The organism is Bradyrhizobium viridifuturi (genome assembly GCF_001238275.1).
Lineage (GTDB): Bacteria > Pseudomonadota > Alphaproteobacteria > Rhizobiales > Xanthobacteraceae > Bradyrhizobium > Bradyrhizobium viridifuturi.
The window spans coordinates 13,886-37,698 of sequence record NZ_LGTB01000060.1 but is presented as its reverse complement, the minus strand read 5'-3'; the positions used below and the strand labels follow the sequence as shown (position 1 = coordinate 37,698).

22 protein-coding genes, 1 tRNA gene and 1 pseudogene are annotated in these 23,813 nt (G+C 63.9%); 4 read left to right on the top strand and 20 right to left on the bottom strand.

What is annotated here, in order from left to right; genetic code table 11:
* Positions 1 to 57 precede the first annotated feature (57 nt).
* Positions 58 to 684, top strand: coding sequence for a hypothetical protein (locus ALC15_RS37430; RefSeq protein WP_128089697.1), 627 nt, complete (start codon positions 58 to 60; stop codon positions 682 to 684).
* 35 nt (positions 685 to 719) lie between these two features.
* Here ALC15_RS37430 and ALC15_RS37425 read toward each other — a convergent pair.
* The 13 genes and pseudogenes from ALC15_RS37425 to ALC15_RS37365 form a co-directional block, all read right to left on the bottom strand.
* Positions 720 to 795, bottom strand: a tRNA-Lys gene (locus ALC15_RS37425).
* A 164-nt stretch (positions 796 to 959) separates the two neighbouring features.
* Entirely contained in the window at positions 960 to 1,550 is a 591-nt protein-coding gene (locus ALC15_RS37420) for a Spy/CpxP family protein refolding chaperone (protein WP_050631627.1), read from the bottom strand.
* 147 nt (positions 1,551 to 1,697) lie between these two features.
* A pseudogene (locus ALC15_RS37415) lies at positions 1,698 to 2,980 on the bottom strand (TRAP transporter large permease).
* Entirely contained in the window at positions 2,980 to 3,552 is a 573-nt protein-coding gene (locus ALC15_RS37410; protein WP_050631609.1) for a TRAP transporter small permease, read from the bottom strand. The pseudogene ALC15_RS37415 and the gene ALC15_RS37410 overlap by 1 nt, the downstream one beginning before the upstream one ends.
* Before the next feature lie 157 nt (positions 3,553 to 3,709).
* Positions 3,710 to 4,714, bottom strand: coding sequence for a TRAP transporter substrate-binding protein (locus ALC15_RS37405; RefSeq protein ID WP_050631626.1), 1,005 nt, complete (start codon positions 4,712 to 4,714; stop codon positions 3,710 to 3,712).
* Positions 4,715 to 5,170: 456 nt separating this feature from the next.
* Positions 5,171 to 5,785: a hypothetical protein gene (locus ALC15_RS37400; RefSeq protein ID WP_128089696.1), complete on the bottom strand. Its 615-nt coding sequence runs from the start codon at positions 5,783 to 5,785 to the stop codon at positions 5,171 to 5,173.
* A gap of 49 nt (positions 5,786 to 5,834) precedes the next feature.
* The gene (locus ALC15_RS37395; protein WP_050631607.1) at positions 5,835 to 6,362 is read right to left on the bottom strand and encodes a Spy/CpxP family protein refolding chaperone; all 528 of its coding nucleotides are present in this window, start codon (positions 6,360 to 6,362) and stop codon (positions 5,835 to 5,837) included.
* Positions 6,363 to 6,769: 407 nt separating this feature from the next.
* Positions 6,770 to 7,342 (bottom strand): potassium channel family protein, encoded by a 573-nt coding sequence (locus ALC15_RS37390; RefSeq protein WP_050631606.1) that lies wholly within the window; start codon positions 7,340 to 7,342, stop codon positions 6,770 to 6,772.
* Positions 7,339 to 8,442, bottom strand: a complete 1,104-nt coding sequence (gene cax, locus ALC15_RS37385; RefSeq protein WP_050631605.1) for a calcium/proton exchanger — start codon at positions 8,440 to 8,442, stop codon at positions 7,339 to 7,341. Before cax ends, ALC15_RS37390 begins: the two co-directional genes overlap by 4 nt.
* Positions 8,443 to 8,498: 56 nt before the next feature.
* The gene (locus ALC15_RS37380) at positions 8,499 to 9,731 is read right to left on the bottom strand and encodes an HlyD family secretion protein (protein WP_050631604.1); all 1,233 of its coding nucleotides are present in this window, start codon (positions 9,729 to 9,731) and stop codon (positions 8,499 to 8,501) included.
* The gene (locus ALC15_RS37375; RefSeq protein ID WP_094194363.1) at positions 9,724 to 10,140 is read right to left on the bottom strand and encodes a hypothetical protein; all 417 of its coding nucleotides are present in this window, start codon (positions 10,138 to 10,140) and stop codon (positions 9,724 to 9,726) included. The genes ALC15_RS37380 and ALC15_RS37375 overlap by 8 nt, the downstream gene beginning before the upstream one ends.
* A gap of 307 nt (positions 10,141 to 10,447) precedes the next feature.
* Positions 10,448 to 11,659: an ABC transporter substrate-binding protein gene (locus ALC15_RS37370; RefSeq protein ID WP_050631625.1), complete on the bottom strand. Its 1,212-nt coding sequence runs from the start codon at positions 11,657 to 11,659 to the stop codon at positions 10,448 to 10,450.
* Positions 11,660 to 11,774: 115 nt separating this feature from the next.
* The gene (locus tag ALC15_RS37365; protein WP_050631602.1) at positions 11,775 to 12,362 is read right to left on the bottom strand and encodes an exopolysaccharide biosynthesis protein; all 588 of its coding nucleotides are present in this window, start codon (positions 12,360 to 12,362) and stop codon (positions 11,775 to 11,777) included.
* 88 nt (positions 12,363 to 12,450) lie between these two features.
* Between ALC15_RS37365 and ALC15_RS42585 the strand changes: the two genes are divergently transcribed.
* Positions 12,451 to 12,972, top strand: coding sequence for a hypothetical protein (locus tag ALC15_RS42585; protein ID WP_050631601.1), 522 nt, complete (start codon positions 12,451 to 12,453; stop codon positions 12,970 to 12,972).
* Between the two features lie 51 nt (positions 12,973 to 13,023).
* Here ALC15_RS42585 and ALC15_RS37355 read toward each other — a convergent pair whose 3' ends face one another.
* The 5 genes from ALC15_RS37355 to ALC15_RS37335 form a co-directional block, all read right to left on the bottom strand.
* Positions 13,024 to 13,728 carry a substrate-binding domain-containing protein gene (locus ALC15_RS37355; protein WP_094194362.1) on the bottom strand — a complete coding sequence of 235 codons (705 nt, stop codon included), beginning with the start codon at positions 13,726 to 13,728 and terminating at the stop codon, positions 13,024 to 13,026.
* Between the two features lie 17 nt (positions 13,729 to 13,745).
* Positions 13,746 to 14,540, bottom strand: coding sequence for a dienelactone hydrolase family protein (locus ALC15_RS37350; protein WP_244486433.1), 795 nt, complete (start codon positions 14,538 to 14,540; stop codon positions 13,746 to 13,748).
* Between the two features lie 63 nt (positions 14,541 to 14,603).
* Complete coding sequence (gene fdhF, locus ALC15_RS37345; RefSeq protein WP_050631624.1) at positions 14,604 to 17,363, bottom strand: formate dehydrogenase subunit alpha; 2,760 nt, start codon at positions 17,361 to 17,363, stop codon at positions 14,604 to 14,606.
* Between the two features lie 183 nt (positions 17,364 to 17,546).
* Positions 17,547 to 19,259 carry an NADH-ubiquinone oxidoreductase-F iron-sulfur binding region domain-containing protein gene (locus tag ALC15_RS37340; RefSeq protein ID WP_050631598.1) on the bottom strand — a complete coding sequence of 571 codons (1,713 nt, stop codon included), beginning with the start codon at positions 19,257 to 19,259 and terminating at the stop codon, positions 17,547 to 17,549.
* A 206-nt stretch (positions 19,260 to 19,465) separates the two neighbouring features.
* A complete protein-coding gene (locus ALC15_RS37335; RefSeq protein ID WP_050631597.1) occupies positions 19,466 to 20,719 on the bottom strand; it encodes a molybdopterin molybdotransferase MoeA in 1,254 nt (417 codons plus the stop codon).
* A 184-nt stretch (positions 20,720 to 20,903) separates the two neighbouring features.
* On the opposite strand from ALC15_RS37335, the gene ALC15_RS37330 reads away from it, so the two are divergent.
* Complete coding sequence (locus ALC15_RS37330; protein ID WP_050631596.1) at positions 20,904 to 21,788, top strand: formate dehydrogenase accessory sulfurtransferase FdhD; 885 nt, start codon at positions 20,904 to 20,906, stop codon at positions 21,786 to 21,788.
* Complete coding sequence (mobA, locus tag ALC15_RS37325; RefSeq protein WP_050631595.1) at positions 21,781 to 22,398, top strand: molybdenum cofactor guanylyltransferase MobA; 618 nt, start codon at positions 21,781 to 21,783, stop codon at positions 22,396 to 22,398. Before ALC15_RS37330 ends, mobA begins: the two co-directional genes overlap by 8 nt.
* Before the next feature lie 15 nt (positions 22,399 to 22,413).
* Here the strand turns inward: mobA and ALC15_RS37320 are convergent, their stop codons facing one another.
* Positions 22,414 to 23,052 (bottom strand): HD domain-containing protein, encoded by a 639-nt coding sequence (locus tag ALC15_RS37320; RefSeq protein ID WP_050631623.1) that lies wholly within the window; start codon positions 23,050 to 23,052, stop codon positions 22,414 to 22,416.
* A 203-nt stretch (positions 23,053 to 23,255) separates the two neighbouring features.
* Positions 23,256 to 23,732 (bottom strand): GNAT family N-acetyltransferase, encoded by a 477-nt coding sequence (locus ALC15_RS37315; protein WP_050631594.1) that lies wholly within the window; start codon positions 23,730 to 23,732, stop codon positions 23,256 to 23,258.
* Positions 23,733 to 23,813 lie beyond the last annotated feature (81 nt).

Below are 23,813 nucleotides of genomic sequence, written 5' to 3'. Positions count from 1 at the left end.
CGTTCGATCCGGGCAAGCCTGTCCGGGAGACACCGACCGCCACCTGGGACGATCTCGTTGCGTTCAGAAAAGCCGCGAAGAAGCTCGGATACCTTCACGGTTGCAACGGCAGCGTTGGTGACCTGGGAATGGTTGCAGCGCGAGGAGCATGTCTTCTGCGCCTTCGAGATCACGCACTACCGGCCAAAGGAACGGCCCAACAGTGTCAAGATCGTCCATCCCAAGAACGGGCAAGAAGCCTGGTGGCCGCTTTTCGATGACCGGGGAGAAGCCCTCTTCCCGGAGCTGATGGCCGAGCTCGTCGCCATCAAGCAACACGTGGTTTCGGGGCTGGTTTTCCAGCGGAATCACGCGCACCGCAAATCGCTTACCCCGATACCATGGATCGCTAAACGCAAGGATTTGCGGTACCTGCGCAGCGTCATGAAGGACATCGTCGCGGCAGCCGGCATCCGAGCTGAGCTTTCGTTTACCTCGTTCTGCCATGGCGGATTTGCGGAGGGCGCCGACAGCGATCTGACGGACGCGGAACTGCGTGCAGCAGGCCGCCACCGGTCGGCGCGGCAATTGCCGACCTACGCGAAATGGACGCGCAAACAGCCGATATCGGGGACCAGGCAGCGGCGCGAGGAGCGAAAAAAGCAGCCGGTTTGTCGAAATAGACATGGCTGCTTGTCGGAATGACCGCTACGAGGGCTTACCTAAGCTATTGAAAAGCTTGGTGGGCGCACCAGGGCTCGAACCTGGGACCCGCTGATTAAGAGTCAGCTGCTCTACCAACTGAGCTATGCGCCCGGAACTTGTCCGGAAATGACCCTCGCAAGAGAGGCCGTCGTTTAGCAAAGCGATTCCGCGATGTCCAGCAAGCTGGCGCAAGTTTTCCCGACTTTTACAAAGCCGAAAGGCGCCGGATTCCGGCGGCCTTTCATGGGCTTGGCGTAAGCGTCGGCGGCAGGCCGTCAAAGCCGGCCGGAGCGCTCCTGATCCGGACCGTCGTCGCGGTCGAAATGGTCGTGGTCCATGCCGCGGCCTCCGTGTTCCCAGCGGTCCATGCCGCGCTCGGGGCGGTGGCGACGCCAGCCCTCCGCACCGAACCCACGCCCTTCCATATGGGTGAGCATGGAAAGCCGCCGCTTCTGGCCGTCGTCAAGCGTCTTGTAGAGCGGGTCGGCGGCATCGGCGATCTTCTTCAGCGAGGTCGCGGTCGCAGCCATGTTGTCGGCACGCTCGCGCAGGCGGGTGACCGGGTCATCCGGCTTCTGGGCCTTGTCCGCGTCGGTCTTATCCGCAGCCATCCGCGCATTGGCGCGATCCATCCGCATCTTGGCGAAGTCGCGCACCGCGGCCTCCACCGGCGGCCACAGTTTCTCCTGATCCGCGGTGAGCTTCAGTCCGGCGTGGACCGCGGCGATCCGCGCGTCGAGGAAGGCGGCCCGATCCTCGGGGCTCATCCGCATATGGCCGTGAAACCACGGGCGATGCTGGGCATAGACCACGGTCGAACCGGCAATCGTGAGCGCCGCGACGCCGGCGAGCAGAACTTTCTTCATCGAAACCTCCTTTGAAGGTTGCTTGAAGATGATGCCGCTCGCCCTCGCCTTCAACTTACGGATTGGACAGAGAAGCATCCCTTACCAAGATGTAATTCGCTTCATTGCCCGCCAGAAATATCCGAAGCGCAAGTGTTGCGCATTGATTCAGATCATTCCCAATAGCCGCGGCAGCCACAGCGAGATCTCCGGCACGTAGGTGATCAGGCCGAGGAACACCAGCATCGCGCACAGCCAAGGCAGCACCGAGATCGTGATCTCGCTGATGCCCATCTTGGCGATGCTGCTCGCGATGTAGAGGTTGAGGCCAACAGGCGGATGGCACAGCCCGACCTCGGTGTTGACGATCATCAGGATGCCGAGATGCACCGGGTGCACGCCGAGCTTGGTCGCCAGCGGAAACAGGATCGGCGCCATGATCAGGAGAATCGACGACGGATCCATCACGTTGCCGGCGAGCAGCAGGATGACGTTGACGACCAGCAGGAACATCCACACCGAGAAGTTCTTGTCGATGATCCAGGCCGCCATCTCCTGCGGGATCTGCTCATGCGTCATCAGGAACGAGAACAGCACCGCATTGGTGATGATGTAGAGCAGCATCGAGCTCATGCTCGCCGCCTGCAGCAGCACCTTCGGCACCTCGGAGAGCTTGAGCTCCTTGTAGACGAACACGGTGATGAAGAAGGCATAGGTCGCGGCGACCGCGGCGGCTTCGGTCGGCGTGAAGATGCCGCCATAGATGCCGCCGAGCACGATCGCGATCAGCGACAGGCCCCAGATGCTTTCGCGGAATGCGGTGAACTGCTGGCCGATCGTCGCGCGCGGCATCTTCGGATAGCCGTTGCGCTGCGCGACGAAGAACGTCACCGCGGCCAGCATCAGCGCGAGCAGTATGCCCGGCACGATGCCGGCCATGAACAGCGCGCCGATCGAGGTGTTGGTGGACACGCCATAGAGCACCAGGATGATCGAGGGCGGCACCAGGATGCCGAGCGCGCCCGAGGTCGAGATCACGCCGACGCGAAGCGCTTCGGATAGCCGTGATCGACCATTGCCGGCATCATGATCGAGCCGATCGCAACCACCGTGGCGACGCTCGAGCCCGAGATCGCCGCAAACATCGCGCAGGCCGCGACGCCGGCAAGCCCGAGGCCGCCGGGCAGATGCCCGACCAATGAGGTCGTGAATGCGATCATGCGCCGCGCGACGCCGCCGCGGGTCAGGAAGGTGCCGGCGAGGATGAAGAACGGGATCGCCATGATGCCGAAATTGTCGAGGCCGGAAAACAGCTTCAGGCCGACGCTCTCGATCGGTACCTCGGTCATGGTGAACAGGAAGGTGAGCACGGTCAGGCCGAGCGAAATCGAGATCGGCATGCCCGTCAGCATCAGGGCAAACAGCAGTCCGAAAATAAGGGCGGCGCTCATCACGCTTCTCCGAGCGCGACGGGCGCGGTCTTGCTGGTCTCGACGCCGTCGACATGAGAGGCGTCATGATGCGGCAGCTCGTCGGTCCACCAGTAATTCCAGCACACCTGCAGGAAGCGGAAGCACATCAGATAGGAGCCGAGCGGGATGCAGGCGTAAACGATCCAGCTCGGGATCTCCATGTCGGGCGAGACCTGGTCGGTGTGCATCAGCTCGTACACGAACTTGGCGCCCATGGTGCCGACGATCGCGGTGAACAGCGCGCCGCCGAGCAGACCGAAGGTGATGGTGCGCTTGCGCCAGGCGTCATTGAGGCGGTTGATCAGCACGTCGACGCCGACATGGATGCCGGTGCGCACGCCATAGGCAGCGCCGAACTTCGCCATCCAGATGAACATGTAGATGCAGAGTTCCTGCGACCATGCGAGATTGATGCCGAACAAATACGGATAGAGCACGGGCACGTCGACCAGGAAGCGATGCACGACCGTGACGAAGGTCAGGAGCGTCGCGGCCCCCATCAGGCTCGCGATGATGATTTCCTCGAGCCGGTCCAGAATCTTCAGCAGCATTGATCTCCCCCGTCATGGCCTGATGCGGCAACCGGCCACGGCACCCAGGCCGCGGCCTGATGCGGCCGCGGCAGTCGTTGTGATTTGCGGTTCAGATCCGCGTTTTGTTGAGCATGATCCGTCCGGAAAACCGGAGTCTGGTTTTCCGGATCACGCCTCAGTTCATCGGGCTGCGGCCTGTCTCCTTGAGGAATTCGTCGATCAGCGGCTGGCCGACGCGCGAAGCCACGTCCTTGTAGACCGGCATCATCGCCTTGCGCATCGCTTCGTCCTGCTCGGGCGAGAGCGAGATGATCTCGGTCTTGCCGGCCTTCTTGATCGCTTCGAGCGCGTCGTCGTTCTCCTTGGCGGACTGGTTGTTGCCGAACTCGGTGGCTTCCTTCATCGCCTTGGAAAGCTGCTCGCGGATGTCGGCCGGCAGACCGTCCCAGAACTTCTTGTTCACGACCACGACGTAGCCGATGTAGCCGTGATTGGTGACGGTGGCGTACTTCTGCACCTCATGCATTTTCTGGGTGTAGATGTTCGACCAGGTATTCTCCTGGCCGTCGACGACGCCAGTCTGCAGCGCCTGGTAGACGTCGGAGAACGCCATCACCTGCGGGATCGCGCCGAGCGCACGGAACTGGGCCTCCAGCACCTTCGACGACTGGATGCGGAACTTGAGCCCCTTGTAGTCGGCCGGCGCGACCAGCTTCTTGTTCGCGCTCATCTGCTTGAAACCGTTGTCCCAATAGGCGAGCCCGGTCATGCCCTTGGAATCCAGCTTCTTGAGCAGCTGGGCGCCGAGCGGACCGTCGGTCACCTTGCGGAGCGCTTTCAGGTCGGGAAGGATGTAGGGCAGATCGAAGACTTCGAATTCCTTGATGCCGATCGGACCGAACTTCGAGTTCGACGGCGCCAGCATCTGCACCGCGCCGAGCTGCAGTGCCTCGAGCTCTTCCTTGTCCTTGTAAAGCGTCGAGTTCGGGTAGACCTCGACCTTCACCTTGCCGCCGGTGTACTTCTCGGCGAGTTCCTTGAACTTGTCGGCCGCCTTGCCCTTCGGCGTGTCCGAGGCCACCACGTGGCTGAACTTGAGGACGATCGGCGACTGCGCCGACGCCGGTCCGACAAAGGTCAAGGCCGCGATCGACGCCGCAGCCAAAATGAATTTACGCATGTTTCCTCCCGCGTAATTGCGGAGCACGAATTTCGGCCCCGAGACATCCGGTCGCACCATTACAGAGAAGCAACGACGATTGCCATTGCCCCTTTAGCAGGGGCTGATTGCGCCGTTGCTGCACTGCAAAATCCAGTGCGGCGGTATTCCCTGCGGCTCTTGCGACCGCTCGATGACTTCGCCACACGCTGTGCCCGGCCGCCGTCGCGCGGTCAATGCGGGGTTTGGCAATGGCGGGTTCGCCGGCCGCGAATGCTGGGTGCCCATCTGCACTGTCGTCCCTGCCGGTAGACGACACATCTTTTGACGCCTAAAGACCGCATCAACAGGAAGCTGGCCGCGTCCGCAAGCGGCCGGTGCCAGTGTGAATCGCACGGTTAATTTCTGAAACGACATCGGCGCAGGCGTCACGCCTGCGCCGATGCAACCTGGATCGCATAATCGCGGTCAACGCGATTATCTGCTCCTTCCTTCCGTAACTGTGGAGCCGTTGATCATGGACTGGTTACTGATTGAGGTGCAGACCCGCGGAACGGGCTGAGGCGATCCCGAAAAGCTGATCTTCTGGACGAACGGCTTGTCCATTGCTGCTGCGATCCTCTTTCCGTCGTCGGAGACTCGGAACAGCCGGCTGTCCCCTTCGATGGAAAATTGTTTGCCAGCATTTGGACCAGCGTTGAGCTCGCCCTTAAAGGTACCGGGCTTGACGGTCATGCGATAGGCATTATCCCCCTCCTGCTCGTAAGTGAACGAGTAAGACATAGCGCCCGCGCTTACCGCCGCTCCAAAGGAATTGGGTGTTGGTGGAACAATGGTTACGAAGGTCTGCTTCGCTTCGCCGGTGCCGTCACCATGGTAGATGATCCGACCTTCAGTGGTGAGTTGACTGAGGTTTGTCTCGCCAATCGGTATCGTGAGGTTTCCATTGCTGTCTTGCTTGAATCCAGCCGGTGCCACCAGGCAAGTCTGGGCTCCTACAAGATAGTAAGTCCCCTTGAGATTGTCGGCAGCCGCCACACTTGCCGCACCGGATGCCACAACAATCGCTGACACAAATAGACTGGTTCGCATTGGTTTCTCCTAGAATCAGGTTTCGCGAACTGAATGCGGCAGTCGAATTCTAGTCTTCGTCGTCATCGGCCCGCATCATCGCCCTGCGTCGCTCGATGACATCGCTCATGTCGTGGAGTACAAAAATGGCAAGAGCCGCCACGCGCTGCCTCTGCTCGGGATTGAGCGTCTTGTAGAGCGGCTGCCACGCCTCGGCTAGCTTGTCCAAATCGGCGGATCGTTGAGCCAATGCTTCAGAGCGTCGTTGCAGAAAGGCGATTGGGTCACGATTACGCAAAGCTTCGATGCGGCTTTCGTCAACTCGCCTGCCCACTGTTTCTTGCACCTTGGCTACGCGCGCTTTCCGATCCTCCGCTCTGGCACGTATCGCGCTCTCCACTGGCGGCCATAGTTTTTCTTGTTCGGCGGTCAGCTGCAACGCAGCCTTCGTGAGATCGATCCGCATGTCCGTGAGATTATTGCGGTCCGCTATGTTCAAGCGTTCCGAAGAGGCGGGAGCGGCTTGCGGACCCTGCGCGTTAGCAATCGACGATGCGATGAGGAAGAGTGCGGTTGTTCCAGTCACTATTCTCAACATTGGAAATCTCCTAAATAATGAGTGCCCCTCGAAAAAATTCGCATGTATCGCGCTGCTCGCGTTGACGACCATCAAGGAAATATTATTCCGACAGAGTCTCTGCCTGTTCACTGCCGACGCATTCGCTGCCATAGCATGCGGATTTTTTCTCCGATGGCTGCATGTCCAAGCGCACCACACCATCACGGGCAGTGCCGATCCGTGGCGAGGAGATGGACGGCCGCCTCGTTCGCGACTCCGCGCGCGAATCCGACGCCGGCGTAACGGTGCACCAGCACGGTTTCGCCGCTTTCCTCGAGTGCGCGGATGTCAGCGACGCTTCCAGCTGCGACAACCGGCAACACGGGACAAGTGAATCGCCACCCGACATCAGTCGCAGACGCGCGGGGCCGACCGCCGCTGTCGCGTCACCCTCCCCGCCTGCGCCCGGCAAGTCCTGCAAAGATGGAAAAGAACAGCACGTTATAAAGAACGCCAAATATGATCTGCACGCACACGGCGGCCTTTGCCCAACCTGATTTGGGGAAGATGTCGCCGTATCCTGTGCTCGTCATGGTCACGATGCTGAAATAGAGCGCGTTGCCGAGGTTGAGCTGAGCCGAGAAGGCGTCGGCGTCGCGGCGAACGATCAATGCGTAGATCACCGCAAAGCAGAACGCCGCAAGGCCATAGGCCGCCGTCACGTGAAGCAGAATTCTCCAAACCGGCGTTTGCTCAAGGTAGCGAACGCTGTCGGGACCGTAGATACCCTGAAGGGTTTTGGCGATGCGCCAGGCTAGATAGAGCCAGATCGCGAATACGCCCGCCTGAGCAGCGCCTCCGACGGCCGCTGTGAACGAGTTGTCAGGCAGAAAGTGCGGCACGGCAGCTTCGACCAGCAGGCCGACGACGCTGCAGGCAAACACCAGCGGTACGGCAAGCCGGACCCATCCGCCTGGCAAGCCTCGACGGCGCATGGCGTTGTCCGGCTGCCCGCTCATGAGCGCGCGACCCCGGGCGGCAGCACATACAGCGTCATGGCGAAGATCGCATAGATCAACAGCAGCATGACGCCGACGAACCAGGCGGAGCGGCCGCCGCTCGTGATGAAGCCGCAGGTCATGGTCGTCAGCATCACCATGACCACGGCACCGGGCCAGAATTGCAGGTCCATCGGCGCAGGGCCGATGACATAGCTCAGGATCACGAGCACCGGCGCCACGAACAGGGCGATCTGGGACGCGCTGCCGAGCGCGATGCCGACGCTCATGTCGAGGCGATTCTTGCGGGCCGCCGAAAATGCCACGGCCATTTCCGCGGCCGCTCCGACCAGCGAAACGACGATGAAGCCGATAAAGGCCGGTCCCATTCCGAGTGCCTGCCCTGCGCTCTGCACCGATCCGACGAATATTTCGCTGACCAGCGCGACGAGCACGGTGACGACGACGAGCGTGCCGACCGCAAGCCCGATCGGCCAGTTCGCCTCATGATCCGCCTCGCCGTGATCCTCGGTCGCGAACAGGCCCTTGTGCGTCCGCAGCGAGAACAGCAAATCGAGGCCGTAGGCAGCGATCAGAAGAAGCGCGAGGCCAAGGCTCAATCTTCTGGTCAAGGCACCGCCCTGCGCCAGCTCGAGCCCGGCAATCGCCGCCGGTGCAAGCAGCGCGATCGAGGCGAGCAGCAGCAGGGCCGCCTGCAGTCGCGCACCGGCGCGATTGAATTCCTGGAGCGGATAGCGCAATCCGCCGAGCAGAAAACACCCGCCCAGCATGAACAGCGAATTGGTGACGATAGCGCCGACGATCGACGCTTTGACCAGCAGATGCTCCCCTGCCTGAAGTGCGGCCACGGCGATGATCAGTTCGGTCAGATTTCCCAACGTCGCATTGAGCAGTCCGCCGATCGCATCGCCCGTCCTGGCAGCGACGCTTTCGGTCGCATGGCTGAGCAGCGCGGCCAGTGGCACGATCGCCAGCACCGCCAGCACGAACAGGGCGGTATGAGAGGAGGGCGCAACGAGTTCGACCGCCAGCACCGCTGGAACGAAGATCAGCATCCAGAGCAGCGGGCTGCGTCGAATTTCATCCAGCAAGGGCGTCATGACCCGTCCTCCGCATGAGACAAGCTTCCGGGCAGCCAGCCGCCGCCACGGCAATCTCAATGCCCGCTCAGCACCAGCGTCTTGACCGGCAGCAGCAAGGCCTGGATACGCAGCAGCAGCGCGTGCACGAGCCCGGTCGCGTCGACGACATGCAGGGCAAAGCCCTTGAGCGCGCCGGTCTTCGGATCGGCGATCACATCGTGGTTGCTGGTGTAGGCGTTGACAATGCAGCTGGAGCCCGGCGTGACGCCTTCAAGCCCGCCCGCATAGAGCGGCTCCAGGAAAGTGAGGATCGAGCCCGGCTGGCGAAGGGCTTGCGGATCGAGCAGTTGCTCGCCGGAACGGAATTGACCGGCGGCGATATAGTCCTGCACGCCGGTGACGACGAGCGGGATGATCACCCAGGGTTTCGAAATGCAGGTCGCCTCCGCGATCATGCCGGGCCTCATGACCTGGGCCTCGATCTGGCCAAAGCCGGCCTGCAACACGCTGCGGCCTGCCTCATCGGGAATCAATACGCCGGCCGGTCGCATCATCTGGTTGACGACGTCGCCGGTCCGCAACAGGAACTGCTCGACCCGTCCGTCGACGCCGGCGCGGATATAGGTCTTGTCGAGATCGACCTGCGCTTCCGCCATCGATGCCTCCGCGCTCTCCTTCTCGGCGGGCAGCAGCGTGGAGACGCGCAAGCCCGCAGTCTCGCGCGCCGCGTTCGCGGCATCGATGCCGGCCTGTCTTTGATCGACCACGACCTGCAGCTTCTCGATGTCGCGCTGCGGCACGATGCCCGGATTGCGGCGCTGCAGTTCGCTCTTTGTATCCAGCTCGTCCTTGGCCTGCTGCCAGGACGCCTTGGCCTCGCCGACCTGGGCGTCCGCCTTGACCACATCGGCCCGCGCGCTGGTCAGCGACGCTTCCACCTCTGCGATTTTCCGCTTCGCCGTCTCCAGCGCGGCCCGCTGCTTCGAATTGTCGAGCCTGAACAGCACATCGCCCTTCTTCACGGCAGCGCTGTAGCCGACATTCACTTCGGCGACGCGGCCGGCCACTTCGGGGAGAATCGGCACGGTGCGGAAGTAGATCGCCGCCGAGGTGGTGGACGGATGATAGTAGAAGATCATGGTGATCAGCGCGATCGTCAGCATCAGGCAGCCGGTGATGCCCCATCTGAGCTCGTGCCAGACCGAAAAGAACGTGATCTCCTTGCCGAAGCGCTTGCCCTGCCGGTAGCGGCGATAGAGATAGTCCGGGAGGATGGTGACGAGGGAGCACAGCAGGAGCTCAAGCATGGCCCTGTCCCTCCTCTGCGGCGGCGACGGCGTCCGGCTCCGGCGGCGGCACGGACCTCGGCGGCGTGGCGTCGGCGATCCGCTCCACCGATCCCGCGATGGTGCGCAGCGGCGTGCTGAAGTCCGGCAGGTCGATCATCGCGAGCAGCAGGCCCGCGATCCAGAAGATGTGCATGTGGGTGAACAGCGAGATCAGGCCGAGCACGGCGACGATCTCGAACTGCAGCTTCTGCGACTTGTGCGCCATCCGCTCCGGCAGGCTGTGCAACTTCCAGTACAGCGTGCCGACATACAAGACGACCACAACCAGGAAGATGCCCATCACCACCATAAGGGTGTCGTCGCCATTGGGACCGGGGACGAAGAACGGCAGATGGTGAGGTGCCGCCGGATGCATTTGGCCGTTCACGACCGTCCTCCCTTGCTCGAAGAGCGAGGGCCATGCGTGGGCCCGTGGAGCTATGGTTCCCTAATGCTGGCGCTTTATCAAGGACCGTAGTTCCACGGTAGGTGAGTTGCAAGCTTGGGTTGAGGTTACCGCCCGGCCTCGGCCGCGGCGGCCGACCTCTGTGCCAACAGGGGACCAGTATCAGCTGTGGGCCACGCGCGGTCGTGGCAGCCACCATCGCAACTGACACAACAAGGCGCTCCAAATGGGCGCAGCGAATCTGCTGCGCCCATGGATGCCGACCGGCATGGCTACGTCTCGCCAGTCCTCAGCGCGCCGCCGTGCTGATGTTCTCGCCGAAGAACTTCCAGGTCTTGCCGTCGAACTTCGCGAGCTTGAACGTGTCGAAGGTGGAGTAGTTGGTCGGCGACACCGAGACCGTGATGCCAGGAAGCAGCAGCGGCAGCGAGACCTTGTTGATGTTGGTGGCCTGCTTCAGCAAGTTCTCGCGCGTCAGCTCGTCGCCGCAATTCTTCAGGATGATGGCCGTGAACTGCGCGGAGAGATAACCGATCTGGTTGCTGCCATCGATCGGATTGCCCTCGGGATACCACTGCTTCATGAAGGCGAGATAGTCCTGCACGCCCTTGTCGGTATCCCAGGCCGGATCACCCACCACCTTGGTGGCGAGCGCCGTCATCAGCCCGGTGGATGGTTCGAGGCCGGCGGGCTCGAGCACACCGCCGATCGAACTTGAGACCGAGACGATGAAGTGCGTCGGCTTCCAGCCGAGATCGGCAACCTTGCGGATCGCCTGCGCGCCGAATTTCGGCGTCGTGATCGTCATCAGCACGTCGGCGCCCGCGGCCTTCAGATTGACGATCTGGGAATCGATCGTGGGATCGGTCACCTCGTAGCTGAACTCCTTGACGATGAGACCGGCCTTATCGCCGAGTGCCTCCTTGAAGCCCCTGAGATAGTCCTTGCCGAAGTCGTCATTCTGATAGATCACGCCGATCTTCGCGCTCGGCAGCTCCTTGAGGATGTACTTGCCGTAGATCTTCGCTTCCTGCGCATAGGGCGGATAGAACGGCGTGGTCCACGGAAACTCCTTCGGATCGTTCCACTTCGAGGCGCCGGTCGAGATCAGAAGATGCGGGATCTTCTTGCTGTTCAGATATTTTTGAATCGATGAATTGGTCGGCGTGCCCAGCGAGCCGATGTCGGCGAGGATCTCGTCCTGCTCGACGAGCTTGCGCGTCTGCTCCACCGTCTTGGGCGGGCTATAGCCGTCGTCCATGCTCAGCAGCGTGATCTTGCGGCCGTTGATGCCGCCCTGGCTGTTGATCATCTTCCAGTATGCAGCTTCGGCCCGGCCCTGCGTGCCATAGGCCGAAGCCGGACCACTATAGGGCATGGTCTGCCCGATCTTGATTTCGGTATCGCTGGCGCCGGGATCGTATTTCTTGTCGGCAGCAGGAACCGCCGACGTGGAAGCAAGGCTGAACGCGGCGATCGCCGCGAGCGTGATGCAACGCATCTTGTTCTCCCCATTCGCGTCGCTGTTTGCCGCGACGTCCGGCGAGATAATGATCATGCCCGCACGAGATGTCGACCCCTCATGCCGGGACAGCTGCCCGCATCGGCGTCGAAGGTCACAACCCCAACCAGCTCATCACCGCTCCGAACGATGCCCAGAGCGTCCATCCGAGCCCGAGCAGGCAAATCAGCGCCGCCGCCATCGCGATAGTGAGCAGCAGGCCGTCCTCCTGCAGATAGGCGATCGCGATCAGCACGACCACCATTCCCGGAATGACGTTGACCAGCGGCAGCGGCCAGCCTGCCGAGAAGGCCAGCAGAAACACCACCAGACCGACGAGGCGGTCGATCACGTCGCGACGCGCGTCCCAGCGCGGCCGGCTGATGCGTTCGATCGCCTGCAGCATCGGGCGCACAAAGACGGTGAACCGCTTGAAGCGCTTGAAATCGAACTGCCGCTTCGAGACGAAACTCGGAAACGCCGGCGCGCTGCGGCCAAGCATCATCTCGACCGCCGGAAACAGCAGCGCCAGCGTCGCGATCGTCGCGACGCCGGGAATGATCACCAGCAGCCCCAAAAGCAACAGGAGCAGGCCGAACGACCGCTTGTCCAGGTTGCTGAGGAGCCATTCGAGATCGACGGGGCCGTCCGGTGCTTGAGCGACGAGTTCCTCAAGAAGCTGGGACGTGTGCGTGGGGGCCAATGGGGCTCCGGACGAGGGGGACATGCCTGCAAAGTGGTCAGACTCGGCGTTGATTGCAACTGCTGCCGAAGCGGACTAGGAAGCATAGGTGACCAACGATTCCGATCAGGCATGGCACCGCCATGCGCCGACAAGCCCGATTCCTGCCGCTCGCCGCCGCTGGCCGTGGTTCCTGCTGGTCGTCGTCATCGCCTGTGTAGGCGCCGGGGGCGTCTACGCCTGGCCCCAGATCGCACCGCTGGTTCCGTCGCTCGGCAACGCCGCAGCCAGCGACAAGGCGGCCGCAGGCGACAAGGAGACGTTGCCGGATCTGCTCGCGACCCAGCAGAAGCTCGAGGATGACATCGGCGCGCTCAGCAAATCGATGGCCGACCAGCAAGACCAGTTGAAGACCATCGTCGACCAGTTGGCGGCCCTGACCTCGAAGGTCGACGCGCTGCAGCGCCCCGCTCCGGCTCCCGTGCCGGCGCCGGCCGTCGTCGAGCCGCCGCATGCCCCGGTCGCGCAGGCCGCCCCGAAACCGCGAAAGCCGCCGGTTCGGGCGCCCAAACCGTCAGGTCCGATTTCGACCGGGGGTGCGCCGCTCAACGTCGCGCCCGGCAATCGCTGAGCCGGACGTCTCACAACAGTGCATGATCGACGCAGCCCGGTCGGCGGCGGTCTAGCCGCGGGGCCGCTCCATGCCTGCCCGCCTGATGGCCGCGAGCAGGAGATCGGTATCAGAGGAAAGAAACTCGATCAGGCGCCCGGCCGCTTCAGGCGCGGTGGAGTCGCTGACGATTGCGGCGGTGAAGGTTTGGACAAGCTGGAGATCGGGAGGCAGCAGACCCACGACCTCGATACCGGTCTCCTGCACCAGCTCGCTGGTCGGCCCGATCGAGAGATTCGCCCTGCCCGCGCGCAGCGCTTCGGCCGCCTCGGTGCCGCGCGCCTCGAGGGTGAGCGTCACCGTGTCCGGCAGGTTCAACTTCGGGACGACCTTGTCGCGAAAAAACTGTCCGCTGGTGCTGCTTGGCGCCACTACCCGGCCGGCGTCGATCAAGGCTTGCCTGAGCGCGGCAGCACTGCCGATGTCGGGCCTGGGCGAGCCGGCCCGAACCGCGGCGGCCAGCGGCGCCGTCGCGAGGCCCGATTCGGATCCCGCGCGAATCCGCCCGTCTTCGTTCAGCCCGCGCAGGCCCTCGCGCGACAGGATCACCACGTCCGCCTTGGTGCCGTGCGCAAGCTGGTGCCTGATGGTTTTCGGGCCGGTGCCCTCCGACGCTCCGGATCCGGTCTCCACCTTGATGCCGGTGCTGCGCTCGAATTCAGGCAGCACCTCGCGGTAGACCGCAGCGAAGCCGCCCGAAATGATGACCTTGATCATGCGGGCGGCCGGTCCGCTTATTTCTGCAGGTTCGTGGCAAACAGCTTGGCTGCTTCGGCCTTGGATTCCTGATCGGCCTTGGCGTCGTATCGGAGCGGCAGGTTGAACTTCTTGCCGAGCTCGGTGGCTTCGGGGTTGGTGAACGCGTGCACCGCGCCGGGATATTCGATGATCCGGTAATCGGCCTTCGCCGCGTCGAAATCCTTCTTCAGCGCATCGTATTGCTCGCGCTTCACGAACGGGTCGTCCGCACCGTTCAGAATCAGGATCTTCGCCTTGACGGTGCCCGGCGCCGGCGCGGGAGTATTCAGCCCGAGCGATGCGTGGAAGCCGGCAACGGCGGCAAGATCAGCGCCGGTGCGCGCCATGTTGAGCACGACCGCGCCGCCGAAGCAGTAACCGACGGCGCCGATCCGCTGCGGATTGACGGAAGGCTGCTTGACAAGTTGCTCGCGCGCGGCGTTGAAGCGCTGCTCCATTACCTTCGGGTTCTTCATCACCGAGCCGGACAGCGCGCCGGCATCCTTCGGGTTGTCGGCGGTCTTGGCGTCGCCATACATGTCGGCGATGAAGGCGACATAGCCCTGCTCCGCGAACTTCTTCGCCTCGTTGTGGATATGCGGGGTGATGCCCCACCATTCATGCACCATGACAATGCCGGGCCGCTTGGCCTGGGTTGCGTCGTCATAGACCACGAAGCCCTTCATCGTGGTCTCACCGTCGGTGTAGGTGACCGGCTCTTCCTTCACCGCCGCGTGCGCGCTCGCCATCATTGCGATGGCACAAAGGGCTCCCACGATATTCGTTCGCATAGCCGATCTCCCGCGATTTTGGCCGACCAGACAGGTCGACATCTTCACATTGTATTCGGACGGCTATTCCGCCGCCGTCCGGATATCGATCTTCTCGGCGCGGACCGCGCAGAACTTGAACTCCGGAATCTTGCCGAACGGATCGAGCGCCGGGTTGGTCAGCAGGTTCGCTGCGGCTTCCGCGTAGCAGAACGGCATGAAGACCATGTTCTCGGGCACGTCGCGGTCGGCGCGCACCTTGACCTCGACCGCGCCGCGGCGGGTCTCGAGACGGATGAAGTCGCCGGGGGCGAGCCCCTTCTTGCGCATGTCCTTCGGCGTCATGAACGCGACCGCCTCGGGCTCGATCTGGTCGAGCACCTGGGCGCGGCGCGTCATCGAGCCGGTGTGCCAGTGCTCGAGCACGCGTCCGGTCGACAGCACCATCGGGTACTCGTCGTCGGGCAGCTCGTCCGGCGGGATCACCTTGGCCGGCACGATCTTGCCGCGGCCGCTCTCGGTCGGGAATCCGGTGGTGAAGATGATCTCGTTGCCGGGCTTGTCCGGATCGTCGACCGGATAGGTCACCGCGCCCTCACGCACCAGCCGCTCCCAGGTGATGTTCTTCAGTGACGGCATCAGCTCGGCCATCTCGGTGAAGACCTCGCCGGGTCCCGCGTAATTCCAGGGCAATCCCATCCGCTTGCCGATCTCTTGGATGATCCAGAGATCCTGCCGCGCATCGCCCGGCGGCTTGATCACCTCGCGCGCCAATTGCACGCGGCGGTCGGTGTTGGTGAAGGAGCCGGATTTTTCGGCGAACGCCGAGGCCGGCAGGATGACGTCGGCGTGGAACGCGGTCTCGGTGACGAACAGGTCCTGCACCACGAGGTGATCGAGCTTGGCGAGCGCCTCGCGCGCGTGCTGCAGGTCGGGATCGGACATCGCGGGATTTTCGCCCTCGACATACATGCCGTGGATTTCACCGGCGTGGATCGCATTCATGATCTCGACGACCGTCAGCCCGCGCACCGGATCGAGCTCCTGGCCCCACAATTTCTCGAAGGCGCCGCGCATGTCGTCGCGGCCGACCGGCTGATAGTCCGGCAGGAACATCGGGATCAGGCCGGCGTCGGAGGCGCCCTGCACGTTGTTCTGCCCGCGCAGCGGATGCAGCCCGGTGCCGGGGCGGCCGACCTGGCCGGTGATCAGCGCCAGCGCGATCAGGCAGCGCGCATTGTCGGTGCCATGAACATGCTGGCTGATGCCCATGCCCCAGAAGATGATCGACGACTTGGCGCTGGCGTAGGCGCGCGCGACCTCGCGCAGCGTCTCGGCGGGAATGCCGCAGATCGGCGACATGCGCTCCGGCGTGAACTCCTGGATCTTGGCCTTGAGGTCGTCGTAGCCCTCGGTGTATCCGGCGATGTACTGCTCGTCGGTCAGGCCTTCGGTGATGATGGTGTGGATCATCGCGTTCAGCATCGCGACGTCGCTGCCGGGCTTGAAGGCGAGATGCTGCGTGGCGTGGCGCGACAGGGTCTGCCGGCGCGGGTCCATCACATAGAGCTTGGCGCCGCGCTTGGCGGCGTTCTTGATGAAGGTCGCGGCGACCGGATGGTTCACGGTCGGATTGGCGCCGATCACCCAGATCACCTCGGCGTCGGCGGCAGCTGCGAACGGCGCCGAGACAGCGCCCGAACTCAGTCCCTCGAACAGCGCCGCCACCGACGAGGCGTGACACAGCCGCGTGCAGTGGTCGACATTGTTGGAGCCGAAGCCGGTGCGGACCAGCTTCTGGAACAGATAGGCCTCTTCATTGGAGCCCTTGGCCGAACCGAAGCCGGCGAGCGCCTTGGCGCCCTTCTCGTCGCGGATCTTGCGCAGGCCCGCCGCGGCAAGGTCGAGCGCTTCTTCCCACGATGCTTCGCGGAAATGGGTGTAGGGATTGGCCGGATCGACCTGGTCGTTGGCATCCTTCTTGACGCCGGGCAGCCGCACCAGCGGCTTGGTCAACCGGTTGGGGTGATGGATATAGTCGAAGCCGAAGCGGCCCTTGACGCAGAGCCGGTTGTGATTGGCGGGACCATCGCGGCCTTCCGCATAGATCACCTTCTCGTCCTTGACCTCGTAGGTGACCTGACAGCCGACGCCGCAATACGGGCACAGCGAGTCGACCTTGCGGTCGGGCCAGGTAACGCGGGTCTGCTTGTCGTCGAGCATCACGGCCGGCATCAGCGCGCCGGTCGGACAAGCCTGCACGCATTCGCCGCAAGCGACGCAGGTCGATTCGCCCATCGGGTCGTCGAAGTCGAACACGATCTTGGCATCGTGATTGCGATAGGCCATGCCGATCACGTCGTTGACCTGCACCTCGCGGCACGCCCGCACGCAGAGGCCGCATTGGATGCAGGCATCGAGATTGACGCGCATCGCCGGATGGCTGGTGTCGGCGTGCCAACGCTCGGCCGCCGGGAAGCGGCTTTCGGTCACGCCGGTCTTCTCGGCCCAGTGCCAGAATTTCGAGTCCGGATCGTGCGAGGTCTCGCGCGCCGGCTGATCGGCGACGAGCAGCTCCATCACCATCTTCTGCGCCGCGACGGCGCGCTGGCTCGCCGACTTCACCTTCATGCCGACCGAAGGCGTTCGCTTGCACGACGCCGCCAGCACGCGCTCGCCCTCAATCTCGACCATGCAGGCGCGGCAATTGCCGTCCGGCCGATAGTCCGGCGCGGGCGAATAGCAGAGATGCGGGATTTCGGTGCCCTGGCGCTTGGCGACCTGCCAGATGGTTTCGCCGGCCCGCGCCTCGACCTGTTGCCCATCAAGCTCGAACTGGATCATCTGCGGCCCGCCGCCCGTTCCGCCAATTTTGCCGATCGGCTCGCTGTGCGTGACGGTGACGCGACCGTCGGGGACATTCTTTCCTCCGGCAGCGCCCTTGGCGTCGTGACCGTAACCCTGCGGCGGAGAGTTCTTGTCGTTGCTCATTCGAATCCTCGTCGAAATTCGCCCTGCCCGGCCCGCCTATTCGGCGGCTTGCTGCGGACGAAAGCCGTCCGGAAAATACTTGATCACTGAGGTCAGCGGATTGGAGGCGGCCTGACCGAGGCCGCAGATCGATGCATCGCGCATCGCCTGGCTCAATTGGTCGAGCAGCTCCTTGTCCCAGACCGGCTGCTGCATCAGCAGCGCCGCCTTCTCGGTTCCGGCGCGGCAGGGCGTGCATTGCCCGCAGCTTTCGTCCTCGAAGAACTTCATCAGGTTCAGCGCGGCCTCCCTCACGTCATCGGCCTGCGAGAGCACGACGACCGCAGCCGAGCCGATAAAGCAGCCGTATTTCTCCAGCGTGCCGAAATCGAGCGGGATGTCGTCCATCGAGGCCGGCAGGATGCCGCCGGATGCGCCGCCCGGCAGATAGGCCTGCAAGGTGTGGCCGTCGGCCATGCCGCCGCAGAACTCATCGATCAGTTCGCGAAGGGTGATGCCGGCCGGCGCGAGCTTGACGCCGGGATCCTTGACGCGTCCCGACACCGAGAAGCTGCGCAGGCCATGGCGTTCGTTGCGGCCGTGGCTCTTCCACCACTCGGCGCCCTTCTCGACGATGTCACGCACCCACCACAACGTCTCGATGTTGTTGATCAGCGTCGGCAGCCCGAACAGCCCGACCTGGAACGGATATGGCGGCTTGTGCCGCGGCAGGCCGCGCTTGCCCTCGATCGATTCCAGCAGCGAGGATTCCTCGCCGCAGATATAGGCGCCGGCGCCGCGCCGCAGATGCAAGGTCGGACCGCCCGGCGGAAGCTTGGCGATTTCGCGATCGAGGATCTCGCGGCAGGCCGGGTATTCGTCGCGGATGTAGATGTAGACCTCGGGCGCCTCGACCACATGGGCGCCGATCAGCATGCCCTCGAGGAAGCGATGCGGATCGGTCTCGAGATAATATCTGTCCTTGAAGGTGCCGGGCTCGCCCTCGTCGCCGTTGACGGCCATCAGCCGCGGCCCGGGCTCGCCGAGCACGGCGCGCCATTTGCGGCCGGTCGGGAAACCGGCGCCGCCGAGACCGCGCAGCGATGCATCGTCGAGCGCCTTCAGCAGGTCTTCGCGCGGCAGCACGCCCGAGCGCAGCCGCGCCAGCAGCTCGTATCCGCCGCCGGCGACATAGGCGTCGTAGTCGACATAGGGCGGAAGATGCACATGGGTGTCGCCGCTCTTCGCCGCCGCGAGCACGTTGGTGACGGTCGCATGATCGACGAAGTTGTGGCCGACCTCCGCAGCAGGCGCGGTATCGCAGCGGCCGACGCACGGCGCGCGCACCACGCGGATGCCGGGCCCGGCGCGGGACTGAAGATCCTTCAAGAGCTGCTCGCCGCCGAGCATCGCACAGGTCAGCGAATCGCAGACGCGCACGGTGAGCGGCGCGATGTCAGGCTCGCCCTCCTTCACGATGTCGAAATGCGCATAGAAGGTCGCGGTCTCGAACACTTCGGCGAACGAAAGCTTCATCTCGTCGGCGAGCGCGGCCAGGTGCGCCGCCGAGATCTGATGGTACTTGTCCTGGATCAGATGCAGGTACTCGATCAGGAGGTCGCGCCGCCGCGGCCGGTCGGCGAGCAGCACCTCGATCTCGTGCGCGGCCACGGGATCGACCTGGCGTCCCTTAGGCGTGGCTTTCGCCCGCTTCCTGCCCGCTCCGGGATGCTCGAACGCGCGAACCTTGTGAACGTCGTCTCCGCTCATGAAACCCGCCTTGGAACCTCGCTCTTGCGCAAACCGCGCTTGCTGAATCAACTCTATTCTCTGGCATGCCACAGGCAAGCATATTTAGAACGCCTCTAGCAGCGTCGGGTTGCCGCGCAGGCTGTTGTTAATGTTTGCCTATCGGGCGATCTGAATTTCCAATCGCGCGATCGTCCGATCCACGCGATCTCGGCGGCCTCTCAGCGCTACAGCAGACCGGCGTAGCCGAGGAATCCGACGACATCGCCCGGTTCGACCCGCACGACGGTCTCGCCAAGCTCGACCAGTCCATCGGTTTCGACCAGCGAGGACAGCAGGCCGGCTCCTTCGCGGGGAAACTTGGTCGCCTCCAGCGCACCATCCGCCGCCCGCCGCAGCGAGACGCGGACATATTCGCGCCGGCCGGTCTTCTTCTTGTAGCTGAAGGCCGCCCGGACCGGCATCGGCAGCAGCGGAGACGGTACGGCGCCCGAGAGCGCCAGCACGGTCGGCCGCACCACGTGGACAAAGGTGACGAAGCTTGCCACGGGATTGCCGGGCAAGCCGATCAGCGGCGTACCGTCGATGATTCCCATCGCCACCGGGCGGCCCGGCTTGATCGCCATCCGCCACAGCACCAGCGAGCCGGCCTGCTCGATGCCGGCCTTGACGTGGTCCTCTTCGCCGGTCGAGACGCCGCCGGTGGTCAGGATCAGGTCGTAGCTGCGCGCGACCTGCTTGAGCGCCGCGGCGAGCTCGGCCCGCTCGTCGCGCAGGATGCCGAGATCGCCGACCTCACAGCCGAGCCGTCGCAGCATCGCCATCAGCATGAAGCGGTTGGAATCGAACAGCTGCGCTTCGGCACGCGCGCTCCCTGGCGCGGCCAGCTCGTCGCCGGTCGAGAACACCCCGATGCGAAGCCGCCGCACCACGTCGAGCGTGGTGAGCCCGAAAGCCGCGGCGACCGCGATGTCCTGCGGGCGCAGCCGCCGCCCCGATGCCAGCGCGACATTGCCGCGTGCAATGTCCTCGCCGGCCGGCCGCACATTGGCGCCGGGCTTCAGGCCGGACGGCAGGATCACATTGCCGGCATCGTCGATCCGCACGTCTTCCTGCATGAACACGGTGTCGGTGCCGGCGGGCATCGGCGCGCCGGTGAAGATTCGCACCGCCTGCCCAGCCCGCGCCGGCTGCGCCGATGCACCGGCCTGCACGCGGCCGGCGACCGGAAGCGCGCGTTCGCTGTCCGTCGGCAGGTCCGCACCCGATACCGCATAACCGTCGACGGCCGAGTTCATGAAGGGCGGCAGCGGCAGCGGCGCGGCAATGTCGCCGGCCAGGATACGTCCATCCGCGTCCACCAGCGCAACGGCCTCGGTCTCGCCGACCGGCTTGACGCGCGCGGCGATGATCGCGACGGCCTCGTCCACCGACATCATCGGCCCGCCGAATGCGAAGCAGTCGTCCGAAAGCTGCGCCATTGTCTCTCTCAATGCTCGGTCGTCGACAAGATGTGTTCGACCCGGATCGCGAACTGCGGCGTTATCTCCAAGGCCGGACCATCCATGGCAGTTCCGGCGAAGCGGCGGAGAGTGGCCAGTCCATCTCCGATCGTGCTTATATCCCCAGCTCTATCGCCATGTGAACCCATCGGGACTGCGACCTGTGACCGCGAAAACCACCGCTCCCACCATTGTTCCAGACCCGGACGATCCGCGGCTGACGGAGCGCGTGGTCGGCGTCGACCAGACCGGCGCGCGGACCGAGATCAAGGTGCCGGTCGAGCGGCCGCTGACGCTGTATCTCAACGCGCAGGAGATCGTCACGATGATGACGATCAACGACTATCCCGAATACCTCGCGCTCGGATATCTGCTGAACCAGAATATGCTGAAATACGATGACGTCGTCACCGAGGTCGAATATGACGACGATCTTGAGGTGGTCGTGGTGCGCACCGAGCACCACACCAATTTCGAGGCGAAGCTGAAGAAGCGCACCCAGACCTCGGGCTGCGCCCAGGGCACAGCGTTCGGCGACCTGCTCGAAGCCGTCGAGAAGGTCGCGCTGCCGAAGGCCGAGCTGCGCACCTCCTGGCTCTACCAGATGACGCACACCATCAACACGATGCCGTCGCTCTATCTGGAAGCGGGCGCCATCCACGGCTGCGTGCTGTGCAAGGAGAGCACGCCGGTCTGCTACACCGAGGATGTCGGCCGGCACAACGCCGTCGACAAGATCGCGGGCTGGATCTACCGCCACAATGTCGATCCGGCCGACAAGATCCTCTACACCACCGGGCGGCTGACCTCCGAGATGGTGATCAAGACGGTGCGGATGGGCATCCCGATCCTGGTCTCGCGCTCCGGATTCACGGCATGGGGGGTCGATCTGGCGCGGCAGGTCGGATTGACGCTGGTCGGGCGCGCGCGCGGCAAGCGCTTCATCGCGCTGTCGGGCCAGGAACGGATCGTCTACGACCAGAACCTCGACTATGTCGAAGAGGAATCGATGCGTCACAAGCGCAAGGGCGAGACCGACAATGACTGACATTCCCGGCGTGCTGCTCGCCGGCGGCCTCGCGCGGCGGATGGGCGGCGGCGACAAGCCGATGCGCCAGATCGCGGGCCGCACCATCCTGCAACGGGTGATCGACCGCCTAGCCCCGCAATGCAGCGGGCTGATCATCAACGCCAATGGCGACCCTGCGCGGTTCGGCGCGTTCGGCCTTCCCGTCGTCGCCGACGATGTCGCCGATTATCCTGGCCCGCTCGCCGGCATCCTGGCGGCACTCGACTGGACCGCGGCCAACCGGCCGGATGCCAAATGGGTGCTGAGCGCGGCGGGCGACTGTCCGTTTCTTCCGCGCGATCTCGTCACACGCCTGGAGCAGGCGCGCGCCGCCGAGAATGCCGAGCTCGCGGTCGCCTCATCCGGCGGGCAGACCCACCCTGTGATCGGCCTCTGGAGCGTGCGCCTGCGCGGCGAATTGCGCCATGCGCTGGTCGAGGAGGATGTGCGCAAGATCGACCGCTGGACCGCGCGCTATCCGCTGGCCACGGTCGAATGGCCAACCGAGCCGCTGGATCCGTTCTTCAACGCCAACACCGTCGAGGACATCGCGGAAGCCGACCGCCTCGCCGCGCTTGACGGCGGATGATGTCCGCCGCCCCGCTCAGCTCGGCCACCGCGTGTTGCGGATCCGGGTGCAGGCGTTCGGCCTGTGAAACGTGGGGTCGTGATCCATCACAAAGTCGAAATTGACCGTGCCGAACGTGGTCTGTGGCTTCTTCAGGGCCGAGCAGGTCTGAACCTCGATGAACTCGTTCTTGAAATCGCCGCGCGGAAACGCTGATAGCACGCCGTCGCGCTGTTCGGCCGTATAGTCGTCGTATCCGACACCGACGGCATCGACCAGAACGCCCGCGTTGGTGAGCGCGATTTCCGGCCGCATGAACTGCGGGATGCCGGGCGTGGTGTGCAGCGCAATCGCTTCCCATACCAGGTCGGTCTTCGGCTCTGGGATGCCGTGGCTCCTGAGAAACGCGCGCGCCGCATCGGCACCGTCGACTTCAAACCGCTTCGTCTCGCTATGGAAGTGATCGACAAGGCCGAGATCATGAAACAGCGCGGCGACATAAAGCAGTTCAGGATTGAACTTCAGATTCTGCCTGACGCCCTTGAGGGCGCCGAACACGAACACGCGGACCGAGTGATTGAACAGCATCTCGGTTTCGTATTGCCGCACCAGCTCGGCGGCCTCCCGGGCGATCTTGCTGTCCGGGATTCGTACGCCGGATACGATCTCGGTCATCATCGACCTCCTGCATGTCACCTCGCCGGCGGGCGCGGTGGGTTGGACGGCATCGCAAACTCACTCGCGCGCAACCCGCTGCGGTGAAGCGTTGACCACTAGGTAGCGCGTGGAGGGTAAACCGGAAGTCCCCTGCTCCGTGAAGATTCTGCACTGAGATATTGAGATTGATGCAGGTCTCGCGCGGTCGACGTCCTCGTCGCTCAAACTGCCGGAATCGTGAACGCGAACATCGTCAGCTCGACGTCGGGCGAGAACACGAACGGCGTGGCGCCGATCTTATTGGCGCCGAGGCGAGCGTAGAAGTCGACCGAGCTTGGGCTCGAATTGATCAGGATGACGTTCCCCGCCAGCTTTCGCGAGAGCCCGACTGCGGTTGAAAAAAGCCTGCTGCCGGCGCCCCTGCGCGAATGGGCCGGTTCGACGAAGATGCCTTCCAGGAGAATCAGCCCTCCGATTCCGGTCGGCCTCACCGACACCCAGCCCTGCAGGACGCCGTCGTCCCCCTCGGCGACAAAGACCAGCCCGGCTGCGATGAGCGCGAGGTTGACCCTGAGCCCGGGCATGAAGCGTGCGACAGCGTTATCGTCGAATCCGTCATTCTTCACCGCACGTGCTGCGATTTGCGTCAACTCCGCAGCGTCGTCGACATGCGCCGGCCTGATTTGATTCACCGTCATGATGGACCTCTCCCGGAGCTATCCCCTCGAGATGGCCGTGGGAGGCTGAACTTCAAGGTCAACGCGGCGCTGATCGAGTTT

What these genes read in the sequence shown, in the direction of transcription:
- ALC15_RS37335 (WP_050631597.1), bottom strand. Translation starts at nt 20,719, where the DNA reads ATGGCGCAGCTTTCGGACGACTGCTTCGCATTCGGCGGGCCGATGATG.
- ALC15_RS37350 (WP_244486433.1), bottom strand. Translation starts at nt 14,540, where the DNA reads ATGCGAACGAATATCGTGGGAGCCCTTTGTGCCATCGCAATGATGGCG.
- ALC15_RS37355 (WP_094194362.1), bottom strand. Translation starts at nt 13,728, where the DNA reads ATGATCAAGGTCATCATTTCGGGCGGCTTCGCTGCGGTCTACCGCGAG.
- ALC15_RS37340 (WP_050631598.1), bottom strand. Translation starts at nt 19,259, where the DNA reads ATGAGCGGAGACGACGTTCACAAGGTTCGCGCGTTCGAGCATCCCGGA.
- ALC15_RS37320 (WP_050631623.1), bottom strand. Translation starts at nt 23,052, where the DNA reads ATGACCGAGATCGTATCCGGCGTACGAATCCCGGACAGCAAGATCGCC.
- fdhF (WP_050631624.1), bottom strand. Translation starts at nt 17,363, where the DNA reads ATGATCCAGTTCGAGCTTGATGGGCAACAGGTCGAGGCGCGGGCCGGC.
- ALC15_RS37390 (WP_050631606.1), bottom strand. Translation starts at nt 7,342, where the DNA reads ATGAGCGGGCAGCCGGACAACGCCATGCGCCGTCGAGGCTTGCCAGGC.
- cax (WP_050631605.1), bottom strand. Translation starts at nt 8,442, where the DNA reads ATGACGCCCTTGCTGGATGAAATTCGACGCAGCCCGCTGCTCTGGATG.
- ALC15_RS37420 (WP_050631627.1), bottom strand. Translation starts at nt 1,550, where the DNA reads ATGAAGAAAGTTCTGCTCGCCGGCGTCGCGGCGCTCACGATTGCCGGT.
- ALC15_RS37380 (WP_050631604.1), bottom strand. Translation starts at nt 9,731, where the DNA reads ATGCTTGAGCTCCTGCTGTGCTCCCTCGTCACCATCCTCCCGGACTAT.
- ALC15_RS37395 (WP_050631607.1), bottom strand. Translation starts at nt 6,362, where the DNA reads ATGTTGAGAATAGTGACTGGAACAACCGCACTCTTCCTCATCGCATCG.
- ALC15_RS37315 (WP_050631594.1), bottom strand. Translation starts at nt 23,732, where the DNA reads ATGACGGTGAATCAAATCAGGCCGGCGCATGTCGACGACGCTGCGGAG.
- ALC15_RS37400 (WP_128089696.1), bottom strand. Translation starts at nt 5,785, where the DNA reads ATGCGAACCAGTCTATTTGTGTCAGCGATTGTTGTGGCATCCGGTGCG.
- ALC15_RS37410 (WP_050631609.1), bottom strand. Translation starts at nt 3,552, where the DNA reads ATGCTGCTGAAGATTCTGGACCGGCTCGAGGAAATCATCATCGCGAGC.
- mobA (WP_050631595.1), top strand. Translation starts at nt 21,781, where the DNA reads ATGACTGACATTCCCGGCGTGCTGCTCGCCGGCGGCCTCGCGCGGCGG.
- ALC15_RS37370 (WP_050631625.1), bottom strand. Translation starts at nt 11,659, where the DNA reads ATGCGTTGCATCACGCTCGCGGCGATCGCCGCGTTCAGCCTTGCTTCC.
- ALC15_RS37405 (WP_050631626.1), bottom strand. Translation starts at nt 4,714, where the DNA reads ATGCGTAAATTCATTTTGGCTGCGGCGTCGATCGCGGCCTTGACCTTT.